Annotated in this window: 16 protein-coding genes; 8 read left to right on the top strand and 8 right to left on the bottom strand. The window is 59.8% G+C overall.

Going from position 1 to position 16,449, the window contains the following annotated elements; all coding sequences use genetic code 11:
- Positions 1–39: 39 nt before the first annotated feature.
- The 3 genes from Q3981_RS01800 to Q3981_RS01790 form a co-directional block, all read right to left on the bottom strand.
- Positions 40–975, bottom strand: coding sequence for a TIGR02569 family protein (locus Q3981_RS01800; RefSeq protein WP_303123295.1), 936 nt, complete (start codon positions 973–975; stop codon positions 40–42).
- Between the two features lie 36 nt (positions 976–1,011).
- A complete protein-coding gene (locus Q3981_RS01795) occupies positions 1,012–2,058 on the bottom strand; it encodes a DUF3152 domain-containing protein (protein ID WP_303123293.1) in 1,047 nt (348 codons plus the stop codon).
- A gap of 122 nt (positions 2,059–2,180) precedes the next feature.
- Entirely contained in the window at positions 2,181–2,414 is a 234-nt protein-coding gene (locus tag Q3981_RS01790; RefSeq protein ID WP_303123291.1) for a DUF3107 domain-containing protein, read from the bottom strand.
- A gap of 156 nt (positions 2,415–2,570) precedes the next feature.
- Here Q3981_RS01790 and Q3981_RS01785 point away from each other — a divergent pair, with 156 nt between their 5' ends.
- Both Q3981_RS01785 and Q3981_RS01780 read left to right on the top strand, forming a co-directional pair.
- Complete coding sequence (locus Q3981_RS01785) at positions 2,571–4,220, top strand: DEAD/DEAH box helicase (protein ID WP_303123289.1); 1,650 nt, start codon at positions 2,571–2,573, stop codon at positions 4,218–4,220.
- 85 nt (positions 4,221–4,305) lie between these two features.
- Positions 4,306–5,640 carry a PQQ-binding-like beta-propeller repeat protein gene (locus Q3981_RS01780; RefSeq protein WP_303123287.1) on the top strand — a complete coding sequence of 445 codons (1,335 nt, stop codon included), beginning with the start codon at positions 4,306–4,308 and terminating at the stop codon, positions 5,638–5,640.
- A gap of 28 nt (positions 5,641–5,668) precedes the next feature.
- On the opposite strand, the gene Q3981_RS01775 is transcribed toward Q3981_RS01780, so the two are convergent.
- A complete protein-coding gene (locus Q3981_RS01775) occupies positions 5,669–6,217 on the bottom strand; it encodes a hypothetical protein (protein WP_303123285.1) in 549 nt (182 codons plus the stop codon).
- A gap of 597 nt (positions 6,218–6,814) precedes the next feature.
- On the opposite strand from Q3981_RS01775, the gene Q3981_RS01770 reads away from it, so the two are divergent.
- A complete protein-coding gene (locus tag Q3981_RS01770) occupies positions 6,815–7,075 on the top strand; it encodes a WhiB family transcriptional regulator (RefSeq protein ID WP_046202645.1) in 261 nt (86 codons plus the stop codon).
- 477 nt (positions 7,076–7,552) lie between these two features.
- Here the strand turns inward: Q3981_RS01770 and Q3981_RS01765 are convergent, their stop codons facing one another.
- From Q3981_RS01765 to Q3981_RS01755, 3 genes are all read right to left on the bottom strand, one after another.
- Complete coding sequence (locus Q3981_RS01765; protein WP_303123282.1) at positions 7,553–7,726, bottom strand: hypothetical protein; 174 nt, start codon at positions 7,724–7,726, stop codon at positions 7,553–7,555.
- Positions 7,727–8,542: 816 nt separating this feature from the next.
- A complete protein-coding gene (locus tag Q3981_RS01760; RefSeq protein WP_052722176.1) occupies positions 8,543–8,863 on the bottom strand; it encodes a hypothetical protein in 321 nt (106 codons plus the stop codon).
- A gap of 56 nt (positions 8,864–8,919) precedes the next feature.
- Positions 8,920–9,522, bottom strand: coding sequence for a sigma-70 family RNA polymerase sigma factor (locus tag Q3981_RS01755; RefSeq protein WP_204087360.1), 603 nt, complete (start codon positions 9,520–9,522; stop codon positions 8,920–8,922).
- A gap of 244 nt (positions 9,523–9,766) precedes the next feature.
- On the opposite strand from Q3981_RS01755, the gene Q3981_RS01750 reads away from it, so the two are divergent.
- The 5 genes from Q3981_RS01750 to Q3981_RS01730 are packed head-to-tail and all read left to right on the top strand — an operon-like array spanning position 9,767 to position 16,004.
- Positions 9,767–10,330 (top strand): aminoacyl-tRNA deacylase, encoded by a 564-nt coding sequence (locus tag Q3981_RS01750; RefSeq protein WP_303123277.1) that lies wholly within the window; start codon positions 9,767–9,769, stop codon positions 10,328–10,330.
- Between the two features lie 59 nt (positions 10,331–10,389).
- Positions 10,390–11,856 carry a 3-phosphoshikimate 1-carboxyvinyltransferase gene (locus Q3981_RS01745; protein ID WP_303123275.1) on the top strand — a complete coding sequence of 489 codons (1,467 nt, stop codon included), beginning with the start codon at positions 10,390–10,392 and terminating at the stop codon, positions 11,854–11,856.
- Positions 11,853–12,986 carry a ribosome small subunit-dependent GTPase A gene (locus Q3981_RS01740; RefSeq protein ID WP_303123273.1) on the top strand — a complete coding sequence of 378 codons (1,134 nt, stop codon included), beginning with the start codon at positions 11,853–11,855 and terminating at the stop codon, positions 12,984–12,986. The genes Q3981_RS01745 and Q3981_RS01740 overlap by 4 nt, the downstream gene beginning before the upstream one ends.
- On the top strand, positions 12,976–14,289 hold the full coding sequence (locus Q3981_RS01735; protein WP_303123271.1) for a chloride channel protein: 1,314 nt from the start codon (positions 12,976–12,978) through the stop codon (positions 14,287–14,289). Before Q3981_RS01740 ends, Q3981_RS01735 begins: the two co-directional genes overlap by 11 nt.
- A gap of 17 nt (positions 14,290–14,306) precedes the next feature.
- Complete coding sequence (locus Q3981_RS01730; protein WP_303123269.1) at positions 14,307–16,004, top strand: chloride channel protein; 1,698 nt, start codon at positions 14,307–14,309, stop codon at positions 16,002–16,004.
- Here the strand turns inward: Q3981_RS01730 and Q3981_RS01725 are convergent.
- Complete coding sequence (locus Q3981_RS01725; RefSeq protein ID WP_303123267.1) at positions 15,934–16,440, bottom strand: hypothetical protein; 507 nt, start codon at positions 16,438–16,440, stop codon at positions 15,934–15,936. The two genes, Q3981_RS01730 and Q3981_RS01725, sit on opposite strands and share 71 nt — an antisense overlap.
- Positions 16,441–16,449: the final 9 nt, after the last annotated feature.

Below are 16,449 nucleotides of genomic sequence, written 5' to 3'. Positions count from 1 at the left end.
TGTTCACGTCACCTAGAAACGCTCGACGCAACCACTGCCCTACGACGTACGCGCCCCAGAACCGCGACGCGCACGGACGACCTCAACCATGCGCCCCAGCCCCACGAGTGAGCTCTCCTTAGCATCGGGATGCAAGGCGTGGACGAACAATCGATAGAGCACCGCGCGAACCATCATTTCGTCGAAGTCCGGCAGATGTGACCACCGCGACGCCAAACCGTCGTCGGCATTTCCCCAGGCCATGCCATCGACGACGGTCAACGCGACGGGCCATGCATGCGGATGGAACACAGGCGGAATCTCGGTCACGACGGCCGGAGAGGACCCATCGAACACCGTCGTCCCGACCATGTCCGAGGACACCACACGGTTAGGGGCCCGCACCTCGTCGCGCAATGCCGCCACCGAGGACGCCAACTCCAATGCTTGAGCAACGGTGGAACTCGCCACTGCGGAGACGTCGAGACCCGGCGCGATCACCTGCGATGGGTCCTCGGAGAACGCCGCCTGATCAGCTGCGGCGAAGAGGTGTTGCGTCGTCCACGGCCGTTCGTCGAGGTCAATTTGCGGAAGTGGGTTCTCGCTGAAACGGTCGTTTCCGCCTACCCCCATTGCCTGGTCGATCGATTCCGACAGAAGGAGCGATGCGGCGGCGATTTCATCAAACCGAGGAGCGGGATGCCCCTGTACCCATGTGTCCGCGTGCCACCCTCCGAGAATGTAGCGCCCATCAGACGAGCTCAGTGGTCGAACAACACCGATCCCCGATGGCTTCAACTTGTGCCGCATTTTCGCCGACCAAATTGCCGTATCGGCATGATGCGCGCGCCGAAGAACGGCGGATTGGACTTTCCACCCGTACCCCCATTCGCGCCCCAGGAGTTCGGGGGTTCCGCGATCCGCCCGGAAGCCCATCAGGATGGGGTCCGACGGTGGGGCCATGTCATGAAGTGGTGTCGGCTCCGCTGAAGTCATGGGTTCCATCCTTAAGTACGCTCTGTCCCTTACGCACTACGATTTCGACGCTTGCGGGTACGGCCATGCGTTGTATTTACAGACTTTATTGTCCTCGGGGTACACCTGGGCGGATTCTTTATCCAGCTTATGCAATGGGTTATTGGCCAACCCCAGTGTCTGCTGCATCATGATAGGCGCTAATCCGCCATCGTCTTCACATGCTTTGTGGTGAGCGTAGCCAATTCCGTGCCCGACCTCGTGGTTAATCATGTACTCGCGATACGACCCCAGATCACCATTGAAGGCCCCCGAGCCACGAACCCACCGGGCCTCATTGAGAACAACACGATTACCAGCGGCAGTAAAACAGCTGGTTTCTATTTTGATGCTGTCCCCGCAGGCCTGACGGGCGGTTTCCGGACTGGAAATCTGGATACGCAAATCAGGAGTCTGGGTGGGGTCATCGATATCGATGTGCTCAAACGCGATGTTCTTATCGTGTGTCCAGCTCCGCGGATCAGAAAGAGTGCTATCAATCATCGTCGAGACCGCATCGTCCCCACCGTAGCTATTCGTATCGAGCCCATTTTCAGCCTCAATAACAAATTTCACACGCTTGGTTTTCCCCTCGCCAACCTTCATCCCAGGTCTACCGATCGCGCGATACGTCCCCTCACCAGCCTCGGTGTACGGACCACCCTTGGGCAAATCCTTCTGCAGGCCTTTTTCCAACTCCGGCGACGACGGAACCGGATTGTCACCCAAGCCGTGCGGCCCATCGCCTTGTGCCCCATCACCATCGCCCTGGCTAAAAGGGGAATCTTGCACTGTCGACGCCCGAAACGGATTCCCTACTCCTGTCGTCGCGGCAACAACCAACCACAGGACAAGTACCGCGACGACGGGGATAACCAACGCGCCCCAACCCCATCGACGGGCCAGCACCACTGGCGTGGATTCCGCAGGGGTGGCCGCGCCCGGCCGAAGTTTTTTCTTCAACGGGGTACGTGTCATCGGCGCAGGACCGTCGGGGTCGATAGCAGAGTTATTGGCGTGGCCGGCATTGGCGCGGTCACGGTTCACGTCGTTGTTGTGGCTCATTCGATAATGACTCTTTGGGGAAACCTCGTAGACGGAAAGGCGAAGGCAGCAGGCGGATACTAAACGGGTGGTATTAAAACACGAATACTAAAACACGATTGCTAAAGCAGCTGGCGCGTGTTTTACGCGAAGCCGACGGGGCGAGCCGACTCAGAGCCGATCTCTACGTAGGCAATGGCGGCACGGCGGATCAAATGGGTGTGCCCTTTGGCATCGTCGATGCTTAGCACAGCGCTGGCATCGATCGGCTTGGACAAGGCGTCGTTAATTTTGGTGGTGATTTCTTCTTTCTTCCCCTTGGCATTAATGACCAGCTCACGGGGGTTATCTGTAAAACCAATCTTGATTTCCATCATCAATCCTTATCATCAACGTCGGGTTGTCTCTATGCCGCCTATGGCCTCACCATGATGGCTACATGGCGGCACCATAACGGCTATTTTTCGGCAGATGCGAACACGCCTCACCAGCCCAGCACCGGCCATTGTAGGCACCACGATAGGATAACCACCATGACGGACAAGCGGCGTTCGCAGCAAGCACGTACATCATCGCGACGGCGGAGAGCTGTCCGGCGTTCATCACGCTCGGCAGCGCCTCAGACGGCATCGCCTAATCAGGGGACGAACAATACCACTCCCGAGGCCACCTTCGCTCCCAAAGACGCGACTGCCTCCACAAACGCGCCTGCCAACGATCATGCGACCGCTTCCGACACGGCATCACAGCCCGCCGAGTCCGCACAATCCGAAACCCCGACGTTTGAGGAACTCGGCGTAGCAGCAGAAATCGTCGACGCGCTGGCCGAAAACGGTATCACGCACACCTTCGCCATCCAGGAGCTCACTCTACCGCTGGCCCTCGACGGTAAAGATCTCATCGGACAAGCCCGAACCGGCATGGGGAAGACGCTGGCATACGGGGTGCCGCTGCTCGACCGCATTTTTGACGACGCTGCCATCGCCGAGCTCGACGGAACGCCCCGGGCATTAGTCGTCGCCCCCACCCGCGAGCTGGCCTACCAGGTCTCTGATGACCTCACCTTGGCCGCGAAATACCTGGCGAATTTCAACGATGAGCATCGTTCGCTACGCGTGACGACGATTTGCGGCGGCCATCCCTTTGAGAAGCAGATTGCGCAGCTCCGCGAGGGAACCGACTGCATCGTCGGCACTCCCGGCCGGCTGCTGGATTTGTGCAAGAACCGTGAGCTCGACCTCTCCCACGTCGCCGTTCTGGTGCTCGACGAAGCCGACGAAATGCTGGACCTCGGGTTCCTCCCCGATATCGAGAAAATCCTCCAGCAGGTTCCTGAGAAGCGCCAAACCATGCTCTTCTCGGCGACGATGCCCGCCCCGATTATGGCCTTGGCCAGGACGTTTATGAACAAACCCGTTCATATCCGCGCTGAGGGTACGGATGATTCGACGACGCACGCCACCACGAAGCAAGTGGCGTTCAAGAATCACAAGCTCAACAAGCTGGCCACCTTGTCCGCCATTTTGCAGGCGCATAATCGCGGCCGAACCATCATTTTCACGCGCACCAAGCGCTCCGCCGCCGACGTGGCCGACGACCTCGCCCAGCGCGGTTTCCTCGTCGGTGCGGTCCATGGGGATATGGCGCAGCCCGCGCGGGAAAAGTCCCTCGACGCCTTCCGCAGCAAGAAGATCGAAGTTCTCGTTGCGACGGATGTTGCCGCCCGCGGTATCGACGTAGACGACGTCACCCACGTCATTAACTATCAAGTGCCCGACGACGCGATGACCTACGTGCACCGCATCGGCAGAACTGGCCGCGCCGGGCACACCGGCACCGCGGTGACCCTCGTCGGCTGGGATGAGGTCACCAAATGGAAAGTCATTGACGACGAACTCGACCTCAACATCGGCGAACTCGATGAGTGGTTTTCGACGTCACCTGAGTTGCGTGAGGCGCTAAATATCCCCGATGACGTGGACGAACGTGTCGGAGAATCCCGCCCGGTCTATGGTGGCGCCAAGGTGCTCAGCCCGCAGAGGAAGAGCGCGAAGAGGGCCTCGCGCCCGCGTCGCGATGACCGGCGTCAAGGCGATCCCCACCGACGGTCGGAGTCGCGGTCGCGCCGTTCACGGTCCGGATCGCGTTCGCATTCTCGCTCGCGGTCCCAGCGTCGTAAGTAACGATCCCAGCGTCGGATCCCAACGCCGTAAGCAACAGTGAAGCCCAATGAGGGCGGCGCTGACAACACACGTAAGGTCACAGTGTATGAAGAGATTCAGGCCCCGGGTTCCTGCGGAACGTTCCACGCGCACTGACCGGATTGCAGTAGCTGTTATCACGCTCATTGTGGTCGTGTGGATTTTCGGCGTGTGGGTGACATCTGAGGCGCGCCATTCTCACCTTTCCACCGCGGACGGCACGCCCCAGGCTGAAGATCAGCTCACGAGTGTCCCCGCAAATCTGCACCAGACGTGGACTCACGAGATTTCCGGACCTGCCCCCGAAGGCCCAGTTGTCAGTGGCCCGACGGTTCTGGCGACGGGAGAGAAAAAAGTGGAAGGCCTGGACCCCGCCACAGGGGAGGCCCGGTGGTCATACACCCGAAACCAGGACCTGTGCGGAGTAACGGCGTCGTTCTCCCAGTTCATTCCCGTCTTCAAGGGCCCTGCTGGCTGCGGTGAAGTCAGCTCTCTCGACGACGCGACCGGCGAATACTCACACAGCCGCGAGTCGGCAAACTCGAGCCCCGTGTCGATGGTCCGCTCCAACGACAACGTCGGCGTCGTCACCCCTACCCGGATGGAATTGTGGCGTAACGATCTCGTGCGCACGGTTGAATTCGGCGATGTCGAGGACCAAGCCGAGCCTGATATGCAGCCCTTCCCCCACTGCACGATCCGTTCCGCGTTGACCCGATCTGACTTGCTCGCCGTCGTCGAAAATTGTCCCGACGACAAAGACAGCGAGGGCCATGCCATGCTTCGGCTCATGAAGGCCGTGCCAGACGATTCCCGCAAACCAGAGATGATTAAGTCGTACAACTTGGGTGCCGACACCGCGCAGATCGTTGCCATCAGCGAAAACAAAGTTGCCGTGTATGTGGCTGCGAGTGAACCCCGCATTGACGTCGTGGACAAGAAGGGGCACGTGACGTCATCGCAGCGAGTGAAACCGTCACCTCTTATCGACGCCCACACCCGTGCAAATGCGGACGCGGCTGAGAAGGGTGAACCTCAGAACACGTTCGAGCCCGCCATTAACGACGGCCCACACAACATGTTCTGGTGGGATGGGGAGCGTCTTTATGCCTTCGACCCCGAGGACCTTTCCGTCCAGTTCGTTGTGGCCGATGCGCTGGGGACTGGGGATGTCGTCGGCGATAATCACCTCTTGGTGCCCGTTAAGGGAGGCATTAGCGTTGTCGATACTAAGAAGGGCGAGGCGGGTAAAACGATCCCCGTCGAGAGAGCTTCCCGGGGTGATGCTGTGTCTACCGGTGGAGATGATTCCACAGCCATTGCCGACGCTGTGAGCTTGCGCGTTGCGGGCAAAACCATCGTGGAACGGCAGGGAAATAACCTGGTGGGATATCGTTCCTAGGCGCGGATTAATGCAGGCTAGTGGCGATCTATTGGCCGTATCGTGATGCCGCCCAGGACACCGCGGCGGGGTTAAAGATCAGCCCGAGGCCGACCAGGGACACAAGAAGCGTCGGGATGCCCAGCTCCGGCCGGGACGATGAGAACATGTACCAAGCCACCGGCAGCAGAAGCATATTCAGCATTGCCACTGGAGCACGTCCCCACCGCTTACCGCGGGTCAATGCCCATCCGGCTGCAGCAACAGCGCCGAAGATGATGACAAACCATAATGCCGTTCCGTAGCCACTACCCCAGCTGGCCAGCACTCCCTCAACTTTCGCGTCGCCATCGCCGTGTCCCCGGGCCGTTTGAATGACCATCACGATCGCAGCAATCAGCCCCACAGCACCTTCAATTATGCCGACGTAGCCCGCCCACTTCACGGTCGACGGGAGCGTTAATTCTGCCTCTCGGGCATTGTTCTGATGGTCGTGCGCTGGCTGCACATCCTCGCGGGGCTGGCCTGACGACGGCCGCTGGTCAGACTTCCGCTGCATACCACGATTGACCGAACGCTTCTTACGGGAACTAGACACACGCTCACTGTAGCAACCCCGGCACCGACGACGCCCCACGCGCGGGTTCGTCGTCGTCAATAGTCGTCGGCAATGAAACCGCAACCAGGCTGATTGCCGTACTGCAAGCACATCGGACGGAATACGAGCCTGAAACATGTGCATATGAGGCCCTGCCACCCCCATAGCTACCCTGTGTTTACCTTGAATTTCCGTGATATTCACCCGAATATCCAGCGCTTTTAAGGTGACGCTCTGTCGCTTTTTAGGCTTAAGGAAGCTATCGCAAACAATCCAAATAATGCTAGAGGTTGACGGCTCGCTGTCAAAAACAGTTCCTGTGATGTTCAACACATTTTACCCCCGAACCCTAGAAATGCTGGCCAAGCCGTGCCATAGTTTCCAAGTACGCACATCAGCGAGACAAACGTTTCTGCTGACGAGGGTGCTGTTTCGAGGACTAGTTTCCGGATTTCCCCCGGTCGTCCTCACCTAATCCACTTTCGACGCCATGGCCATGGCTGCTTTTGGCGTGCCTGCCGGCCGGAGCATCGGTCGAGTTAGCGATAACCGGACACAGCACTCTCCACCCCCACCGCACGTAACAAGGAGAATTTCATGGATTGGCGCCACAAAGCCGTTTGTCGTGACGAAGACCCCGAACTGTTCTTCCCCGTCGGAAACTCCGGCCCCGCACTGGCACAGATCGCTCGTGCAAAGGTCGTCTGCAACCGCTGCCCAGTGACCTCTCAGTGCCTCGCTTGGGCCATCGAGACCGGCCAGGACGCCGGCGTCTGGGGTGGCATGAGCGAAGACGAACGACGCACTCTGAAGCGCCGCCGCAACCGCAACAACTCCCGTCGTCGCGCTACGGTCTAAGGCTCGTTAGTTCACTGACGACGGCACAGCGCGCGTGAGCTCACCAGGCGATCCGTGGTAGATAACTGAAACCCGGGATCAGACCGCGTTAGCTATCACAATGACCATTCGATAAAATCACCTTCCTATGGCGTCGTGACCGCCCGCGCGTGGCCCGGCCCTATAAAAAGACACGACGTGCACTGCACGTCCACTGCCCCCAATCAAGTAAAGGAGAGCCGCGATGAGCAAACGTGGACGCAAGCGCAAGGACCGCCGCAAGAAGAAGGCTAACCACGGCAAGCGGCCCAGCGCATAAAACACCTCGCGTGAAACATCTAGTGCAGCTGCCGAATGGCTGACACAATTCATAACAAAAAGGGTGAACTCACCATGAGGTTCACCCTTTTCTCGTCTATAAATATCGGGTTAAGCAACAAAAGGCGGTGCGGACAGAATCCTGGATGATTGTGTCCGCACCGCCCATAAGATATTTGACTACTTATCGCGGCGGCGGAAGATTGGATATAGGAAATAGACCACAAAAGCAGCCGCTGAAGAAAGAAGCGCAGTAGTGATAGCTCCCTCCTTCGAATCAAAACCATCGAACGTAATTCCGACAATCGAGAACACATACATGTAAACCATCAGGGCCGTGAAATAACGTGTCATGAAAGTCCTTTCAGGTAGTTAAGAGTTAGGTTTTGTTGGTTAAAGTTCCATATTTGTGGCTGCACATCGGAGGTACCCGGCTTTGAGTTTGATCTCAACAGATGAAAACCCTGCTGCCCGAAGAACTTCGGCTGCTTCTTGACGATTTGCAGGAAGCACATATCCTTTCATGACACCGGTTTTCCATCCAGCTTCAGGCTCATAAGACTGGGTTACACAGGAGTGTGGTACATCTCGGAGGCGAACAGCTCCACAGCAACAATTCCCCCGGGCAGCCATCATACGGCAACAATTCCCCCAGCGGCCATCACTCTACAAACTGCCTTTAGTGACTCTGTGGGCTCGTCCAAGTTTGATACATATTGCAGTGCCGCGTAGGTGACGAAAGCTCAATCGATTTTCGAGATCGAGTGAGTAAAACTATAGCGAATATAATTATTCAGCATTTCGGCAGAATCGGTCCAAATTCAATTCTGAGTGCTGACTACGAGGCGTTGCCACCAACCATCCGCCAAAATTGAAGCAACCGATCCATCTATGAACTTGTGAATATTACCCATTATTATTGCCGCCGAGGTCCTTATTTTTAGTGCCTACGGTCAGCCAGCGCGCAATTGTATTTTGGGTATTTTCCCTCGTTAGCCTCGACTGACGCTCTTCCCCAGAAGAACATGAATGGACCCGCTGCACCCCCTGTAGAGAGATTCTTGAGCAAGCTCATTGCGCACGGTGTCTCCTGCTACTTACCCCCTAAATATCGTCGACACTCCCCGTGTCTGAGACCGACGACAACGGCGCGGAGACAACACACCCGGCTCACTCGTAGCGAATTTGCTCCGTAATCGCCACGTGAATCCGGGCACGCAACTCGCGAGACGCCGGCTCTGAGCAGCTACGACGAAGGAGACTACGCACGGTTTGCTCAATCCCGTAGGCCTCAAAATACTCCGGGCAGCTATTCACCCTCTCCATTAACGCCTGACGTCGCTCCGGATTGCATGGTTCATCCAGAAGATCGTTCAACTCGTCGATAATGTCGTGACAACAACTATCGAGCGCATACCCGCCGGCAGATGCTGAGGAGTCTGACGCGCCAGGCTCCTCATCCTTGGGTTCATTCCCGCAGTGATGAGTCATGGGGTCGTTCCTTTCATACATGTGACGGTACTTATTCTTGACGGTACTTTTCGGATTTATTTATGTGTTTCAGCAGATCCAGCAGTTTGGACGCCGCCTATGCCACGTTCCGAGGCCACTTCCTTTAACGCTTCCCGCAGCTTTTTTCTTCCGCGGTGAAGGCGACTCATCACCGTTCCCACCGGAGTACCCATCACATGAGCGATCTCCTTATACGGCATCCCCTCGACGTCGGCGTAGTAAACAACCATCCGATTGTCCTCGGGAAGATCCATGAGGGCATCACGAATACGATCGTCGGGAATGTTTTTTAGTGCTTCAACCTCGGTCGACTCCAGCCCCGTCGAGTCATGCTCGGCGTTGGCGGCCAATTGCCAATCGGTGATCTCATCAGTCGGCGATTCCGTCGGCCGACGCTGGGCCTTGCGGTAATCATTGATGTACGCATTCGTCATAATGCGATACATCCAGGCCTTCAAATTCGTGCCTTCTTTAAAAGACCCGAAATTGCGATACGCCTTCATATACGTTTCTTGAACAAGGTCTTCCGCGTCCGGTGGATTCCGTGTCATCCGCAGCGCACCCGCATAGAGCTGGTCCAACAGCGGCATTGCTTGCTCTTCAAAATCGGCTTGATTAGCCACAGAGAACCTCCTCACGACGTGCACCTTGAAGACTCTCTTCTGTGCTTAGACTCGCGAACGAGCCGCGTCGGCACGCATAGTGGTTGCCAGCGGGACGGCGCGATTGGTTATTCCCTATCACCAGCCAAGTTCCCGACATCGATCGACACAGAACAGTCGCAACATTCGCAGTCATCGTTCTTCATCGTAACCGACATGATCGTAATCGACATGCCCCCACCGTGTATTTACTTTCCGTGACGGTGTACAAATAGCAGCCATGAGTGGCAAGAAGGGTCATGGGAAAGCAGCGTCAGGGAAGAAAACAGGCCGAGCCGCAACACCCGCGCTACAAGTGTGCGCAGATGCCGGCGTCGATCACGAGGTTCGGGAATTCGACCACCACACAAACAATTACGGCGAAGAAGCTGCTGAGATGCTGGCGAGCGAAGGAATCGAGGCCGATCAAATTTTCAAAACCCTGCTCATTGACCTCGCTGCCGGGAAAGAACCCAAGCCCGACCTGGCGGTAGCGGTGGTCCCCGTCACCGGGAGGCTGTCCCTCAAACACGCTGCCGTCGCTTTGAAGGAACGCGGATACGGGCACGGAAAAGCCAGCATGGCGAAGCCTAAGGATGCAGAGCGCAGCAGCGGATATATCACCGGCGGGATCTCTCCGCTCGGCCAGAAGCATCGCCTTCCTACCGTTATCGACGAAACCGCCCTCCTTTGCGACACCATGTACGTCTCTGGGGGCAAGCGCGGCCTCGATATCGGGCTATCCCCGCAGGACCTCATTTCACTCACCGACGCCACCACCGCCGACATACTCGAAGGCCACTAGATTTGTGCCAACCCCCGCCATGACGCACTTCTATGCAGTCCCCCGCCGATAATGCAACAATGACAACCGTGAAAGCGCAGTCACCCGACACCCCACTGTGGGAGGCCCCCACTCCCCAACGCCCTGTCACCGCCACCGTGACCATCCCCGGTTCCAAATCCATGACAAACCGGGCGCTCATTCTCGCGGCACTGGCATCGGGCCCCTCCACCATTACAGGTGCGCTGCGCAGCCGGGACACGGACCTCATGATCGCTGCACTGCGAGCTATGGGGGTCACTATCGAGGAGAGCGATTCGTCGTCGGACTCTTCGTCCGACTCGTCGTCAACAGACAATAATTGCCGACGAACACCACCGGCATCGCTTTCCCTCCTCGTCACGCCGACGTCTCAACTGCACGGAGCAACTGTCGACTGCGGACTCGCCGGGACGGTTATGCGCTTCCTACCTCCCGTCGCGGCTCTTGCCGACGGGCCAGTTCTTATCGACGGCGACCCGCACGCGCGCAAGCGTCCGCTAAAAACCATGGCCGACGCGCTGCGTCAATTAGGCGTCACCGTCGAGGGCGACTCACTTCCGCTGCGGATTGAGGGGGCGTCAGCATCGTCGGATGGGCACTCGTCGACCGAGAATCCGCGCGCGTCACACGTCGGCACTACTGAGGGACCGCGCGGGGGAGCTATCCGCATTGATGCGTCGTCGAGCTCGCAATTTATTTCGGGGCTGCTGCTCTCGGCGGCGCGCTTCACTCATGGGATTACGGTGACGCACACAGGGGCCACGCTTCCCTCACAGCCGCACATCGAGATGACTATCGACATGCTGCGGGATGCGGGTATTGATGTCACGATGCCGGAACCGCACACGTGGCAGGTTGCGCCTGGTGAGATTCAGCCGAACCGGTGGGTTATCGAGCCCGACCTGTCCAACGCCACCCCATTTATGGCCGCCGCGGCAGTCACGGGAGGGCGCGTCGTCATCCCGAACTGGCCCACCAAAACAACGCAACCGGGAGACCAATTCCGCACCATCCTGGAGAACATGGGGGCTCATTGTGACCTCGTCGACCACGACCTCGTCGTCACTGGTCCTGATGCGCCCGCAGACGGTCGCACATCCGGCACCGGCCTGACCGGGATCACGATGGATCTCCACGACGTCGGCGAGCTTACCCCCACTATCGCGGCCCTCGCCGCCCTCGCGGATACCCCCTCCCACCTGTACGGGATCGCTCACCTGCGCGGACACGAAACCGACCGCCTGCATGCCCTGGCCACCAACATCAACGCGCTCGGCGGCCAAGTCGAGGAAACCGACGACGGCCTCATCATCACCCCGGCCCCACTTCACGGCGACACCTGGCCCACCTACGACGATCACCGCATGGCCACAGCCGGCGCCGTCATCGGTTTGGCCGTGCCCGGGGTTCGCGTCGAAAATATTGGGACTACTTCGAAAACCTTCCCCGATTTTGCACGAACGTGGCTGACAGCCACGAATTCTGCAGAAGGTGGCCATGAATGAGCGCACGACGACGCCCCTCACGCGACTGGGATGAAAGCGATGTCCACATTCGCCCAGGAAAAGGCTCCCGGCCACGCACGAAAGACCGTCCCTCCCACAAGGATGCGCAGTGGGGCATGGTCATCACCAAAGATCGCGGACGGTGGGGAGTTGTCCTGGACGACACACCAGACGCTTCCGACGACGCACGCGCCATCGTGTGTATGCGCGCCCGCGAACTCGGCCGAACCCCCATCGTTGTCGGTGACCGTGTGGGCGTGGTCGGCGACACGTCGGGAAACCCAGGGACGCTCGCGCGGATCGTGAAGCTGGCGGATCGGCGCTCCATCCTCCGGCGCACTGCGGACGACAACGACCCCTACGAACGCATCGTCGTCGCCAATGCTGATCAGCTGCTCATTGTCTCGTCCGTCGCGGATCCGCCGCCCCGGGCGGGGTTCGTGGAGCGTGCCCTCGTGGCCGCTTTCGCCGGCGGCATCTCCCCCATCCTGTGCCTGACCAAGAGCGACCTCACCGATCCCGCGCCCTTTGCGCACGAATTCGAGGATCTCGACATCCGCATCGTCATCGCCGGACAAGAAGACGACATTACCGACGTCCGACGCCTGACGCGTGGGCATGTCACGGCGCTCATCGGGCACTCGGGCGTCGGCAAATCAACCCTGGTCAACCGCCTCGTCCCGGACGCAGACCGAGCTACCGGGGAAGTGTCCGGCGTCGGCAAGGGAAAACACACGTCCACGCAATCGGTGGCCCTCCGCTTGCCGACGGGCGCTTTGCTCGAAGACAACACTTCGCCGGATACCCTGGACGGCGAACCACCGCGTGACACCGCGCACGCCACGGAAGACGAACCAGCCGACGCCGGGTGGATCATCGACACCCCAGGAATTCGTTCCTTCGGCCTGGCCCATGTCGATCCCGATACGGTCATCGCCGCGTTCGAGGACCTCGCCGAACTCATCACCGACTGCCCGCGGGGATGCACCCACATGGGGCCGCCCGCCGACCCCGAGTGCGCGCTCGACACCGCCACCGGCGCAACCGCCCGGCGCGTCCACGCGATCCGGTCCGTCCTGGAAACCTTGCGATCCAATGACGAGTGGGACCTCAATCGGGATGACTCGTAGTCGCCGCCTCGCCGTCCTCAGTCTGTGCGTTGCCGGGGTGGCTGCGCTCACCGGAGTATCCGCAGCACTCCTGACCATCCTTTTCCTGGCCGTCGAGAAACTCTCTTTCGGTGCTGACGAATCCACCGCGACAATTCCTACCGACGCCACCTCCCCCGGCCGAATTCTGACCGTGTACATCGCATCGGGCATCGTCGGAAGTATTGCGTGGTGGGCCCTCCAACGCTGGGGACGTCCGCAACCATCAGTGCCACAGTCGCTCGACGGACAACCATCCCCGGTCCCCGAGACCAGCACAAATGTTGCCCTCCAGGTGGCGCAAGTCGGCACCGGCGCGTCCGTGGGTCGGGAGAACGCACCGCGCGTCGCTGGTGCATTATGGGCCGACCGCGTTGCCGCATGGGCGCGCATGTCTCCCGAACTCCGGCGACTGCTTATTGCGTCGGCCGCAGGGGCGGGACTTGCCGCCGCCTATCACGTTCCCTTGGCGGGTATCGCGTTCGCCATCGAATTGTGCGGGGTGGGCATCCGACTTCACAAAGTCATCGTCGTGAGTGCGACCTGCGTGATCGCGACCGTCGTATCCGCTCTTATCGAGCCCACCGGGCTGCAATACAGCGCGCCGCGAGTGACCTGTTCATGGACAACCTTGCTGTTCGCCATCGTGGTTGGCGTGATCATCGGCCCTTTGGGCAGCGCGTTCCGTCGCCTTGCTCGTTGGTGCCAACACTGGGCCACCCACGACTCCCGCGTGCTGTACCGCATGCCCATCGGGTTCGCCCTGGTCGGCGTCGCAGCAATGAGCCTTCCCGCTCTTGCCGGCAACGGAAAATACGCGGCGGTCTCCGCGTTCGACGCGTCGATAGGGTGGAAAGCTCTTGCGGTACTCTGTGCGCTGAACATCCTCGTCACGCTCATCAGCCTCGCCAGCGGAGCGTTCGGCGGGATCCTGACACCGAGCTTCTCTATCGGCGTGATGGCCGGGGCCTTGGCGGGCGTTGCTCTCGCAGAGGTCATGGGCTCCGTCGGAAGTGCAATAAGCGCGCCCAACGTCCTCGCCGGACATGTCCACGGAACACCGATCCTCGCCTGCGCTGTCTTGGGCGGGGCAGCCTTCCTCGCCACGGCACAACGCGCTCCCCTATTCGCCCTCCTCATCACCGTGGAATTCACAGGGCAAGGGCTCTCGAGCATTCCTGCCATCGCCGTCGCGGTGATCGTCGCAAGTCTGCCCCTGATCTACCCCACATTGAGTAAAAAATGTCGCGGGGCAGGAACCTTTTCTTTCTTGACACGCCAGTGAACCCTTAACCTATTTTCATGTGGTGGCGCAGGGTGGTGAACAACTGGCAACAGAGAAACACGCGCGCCACCGATTCGTCGTGCGAACACCCCCTCCGTACCCGATTGCGGTCGTACTCCATCGCGTCGGCCGGCGATGATGACATTTCGCAATTCCCGCCCGTGCCCACCTCCAGCGTGTCACGATCTCCCATCGGGCTCGTCGCCGTCTACGCCACCATCATCGGGATTATCGTGGGCGCGTTCATCGCAGGAGTGGCCCAACTGATCTTGTTCACCGAGCGGTTAGTGTACGGCTCCGACCATCAACACGAGATATCTCCCCTCGATTCGCTCGGCCCCACCATCAATCTGCTCATTCACCTCGTGGCCGTGGGATTCATCTCCGGGGTCGGGTGGGCCGTGTTGCACTGGCGATCCACCCGGCGCGTCTCTATCCCCCAGGCCATGCAGGGCACCACGATGCCCGTCGGCTCCACGCTCTCTAGCTCATTGCTGCAGATCATCAGCGTGTCTGCGGGCGTCCCCATCGGTCGTGAGCAGGCTCCCCGCCAGATCGGGGCACTCATTGCCTCCGCGTTCTCTCGGTTGTGGGAGGTAGACCGACGAACCCTCCGGCTCCTCGTTGCGTCGGCGGCCGGGGCAGGCATGGCAGCGTCGTTCCACCTACCCTTGGCCGGCGCTTTGTTCACCATCGAACTGCTCCTGGTATCCGCCTCCGTACGAGCAGTCGTGACGACGATGACCTGCTCGGTGGTCGCGACGACGGTCTCGGGCCTCCTGGGCGCACCACGAGTCACCTATGACGCGGCGCAATTAAACGAAAGCGCACTGACTTTGCTCTGCGCTGTTGTCGTCGGCTCGATAGCCGGCCTGGCCGGCGACTATTTCGCGCGCCTGGCTCATCGGGCATCCGCGCGGCCGGTGTCGGCACGCTGGCAATGGCTGGCCCTGACCGGCGTGATGGCCGTCGTCGGGGTTCTGTCGCTCTTTTTCCTGGGATCCAGCGGTAATGGTGCGTACTCCGCCAACCTTGCGCTCACCGCGCGGGTGACACTCGGCGGGGCCATCGCAGTGTTCATCATCCGCCTGGCGGTGACCTGCGCGAGCTTCTGGGCGGGCGCGGTCGGCGGAATCCTGACGCCCTCCTTCGCCTTAGGCGCGTTACTCGGATGCGTGTTGGGCTACGTGGGACAATGGATGTTCCCCAGCGTCGACCCCCGTGCGTGCGCACTGTTGGGAGCGGCCGCATTCCTCTCGACGACGATGGCCGCACCGCTATTTGGGCTGGTCGCAGCCGTCGAGTTCACCAATCAGGGTGCCGACGGCTACCTCGCCATGTTCGTCGCCGTCATTGCTGCAGCGCTCGCTGTGCGCGCGACACAGAAGGGGCAGAATTGGCTATTCCGGCGCACGGTCACACCCAATAAGGCCGGCGTCGCCACTGCTCAGCATGGTCCGTTTGCCGACGATATGCGGTCGCAAAAGGCTGCTCGGCCGTCACGAAGCACTCACACCACTGAGCCGGGCTGGCATCGGATTGAAAAGGTGGCGGAGGACAGCGCCCAGGATCAGGGCATGCACTCTCCGTCGGCAGGGTCTCCACCTGCCGGATCTGCATCGGCAGGGTCAGCGTCGGCAAGTTCTACAAAAGCTGAACCACCATCGACAGCTCCTGAGGGTCGTACCACGCGAGGTCGTGATCCTCGCAGTTAGCCAGGAGATGCTCCGCATCGTCGTCGCCCAAGTCGGCTTCGTCGATGACGCGTAACGCCTGCGCTGTATCCTCTTCAGCCTGTTTGACGTCGATATGAATGGACGCAAGATCATCGGCAGATAATGTCGGCGGGTCCAACCGGACCGTTGATTCGCCCGACGTCGGGTCCGGAGTCACTGTGGACTCATCCACCTCGAAAGTGAGGATGACACGGCGATGAGGGAAACGGTCTTCGTCCCCCACCGAGAGCAACCGCAAGGAAGCCCGGCCCGCATCTAAATACGCCTGATAGCCCAGCTCTTCGTCGTCACCCGAAGTGAAGTACTCGCGCAAAGCCGGGGTGACGGCAAAGGCGACACCGCTACGTACCGGCATAGATTTGTTCTCCGCCAGCTCCTGCAACGTACTGAACGTGGCCGGCACGTAAATCCGCATTGTTGCCAA

The organism is Corynebacterium sp., from assembly GCF_030530965.1.
Taxonomy (GTDB): domain Bacteria; phylum Actinomycetota; class Actinomycetes; order Mycobacteriales; family Mycobacteriaceae; genus Corynebacterium.
Note: the sequence above shows the minus strand (reverse complement) of the source record. Positions and strands in the feature narration are given on the sequence as shown.

Bases quoted from the DNA above. Each gene is read 5' to 3' on its own strand.
- Q3981_RS01800 (WP_303123295.1), bottom strand. From the start codon at position 975: ATGACTTCAGCGGAGCCGACACCACTTCATGACATGGCCCCACCGTCG.
- Q3981_RS01795 (WP_303123293.1), bottom strand. From the start codon at position 2,058: ATGAGCCACAACAACGACGTGAACCGTGACCGCGCCAATGCCGGCCAC.
- Q3981_RS01790 (WP_303123291.1), bottom strand. From the start codon at position 2,414: ATGATGGAAATCAAGATTGGTTTTACAGATAACCCCCGTGAGCTGGTC.
- Q3981_RS01785 (WP_303123289.1), top strand. From the start codon at position 2,571: ATGACGGACAAGCGGCGTTCGCAGCAAGCACGTACATCATCGCGACGG.
- Q3981_RS01780 (WP_303123287.1), top strand. From the start codon at position 4,306: ATGAAGAGATTCAGGCCCCGGGTTCCTGCGGAACGTTCCACGCGCACT.
- Q3981_RS01770 (WP_046202645.1), top strand. From the start codon at position 6,815: ATGGATTGGCGCCACAAAGCCGTTTGTCGTGACGAAGACCCCGAACTG.
- Q3981_RS01765 (WP_303123282.1), bottom strand. From the start codon at position 7,726: ATGACACGTTATTTCACGGCCCTGATGGTTTACATGTATGTGTTCTCG.
- Q3981_RS01760 (WP_052722176.1), bottom strand. From the start codon at position 8,863: ATGACTCATCACTGCGGGAATGAACCCAAGGATGAGGAGCCTGGCGCG.
- Q3981_RS01750 (WP_303123277.1), top strand. From the start codon at position 9,767: ATGAGTGGCAAGAAGGGTCATGGGAAAGCAGCGTCAGGGAAGAAAACA.
- Q3981_RS01745 (WP_303123275.1), top strand. From the start codon at position 10,390: ATGACAACCGTGAAAGCGCAGTCACCCGACACCCCACTGTGGGAGGCC.
- Q3981_RS01740 (WP_303123273.1), top strand. From the start codon at position 11,853: ATGAGCGCACGACGACGCCCCTCACGCGACTGGGATGAAAGCGATGTC.
- Q3981_RS01735 (WP_303123271.1), top strand. From the start codon at position 12,976: ATGACTCGTAGTCGCCGCCTCGCCGTCCTCAGTCTGTGCGTTGCCGGG.
- Q3981_RS01730 (WP_303123269.1), top strand. From the start codon at position 14,307: ATGTGGTGGCGCAGGGTGGTGAACAACTGGCAACAGAGAAACACGCGC.
- Q3981_RS01725 (WP_303123267.1), bottom strand. From the start codon at position 16,440: ATGCGGATTTACGTGCCGGCCACGTTCAGTACGTTGCAGGAGCTGGCG.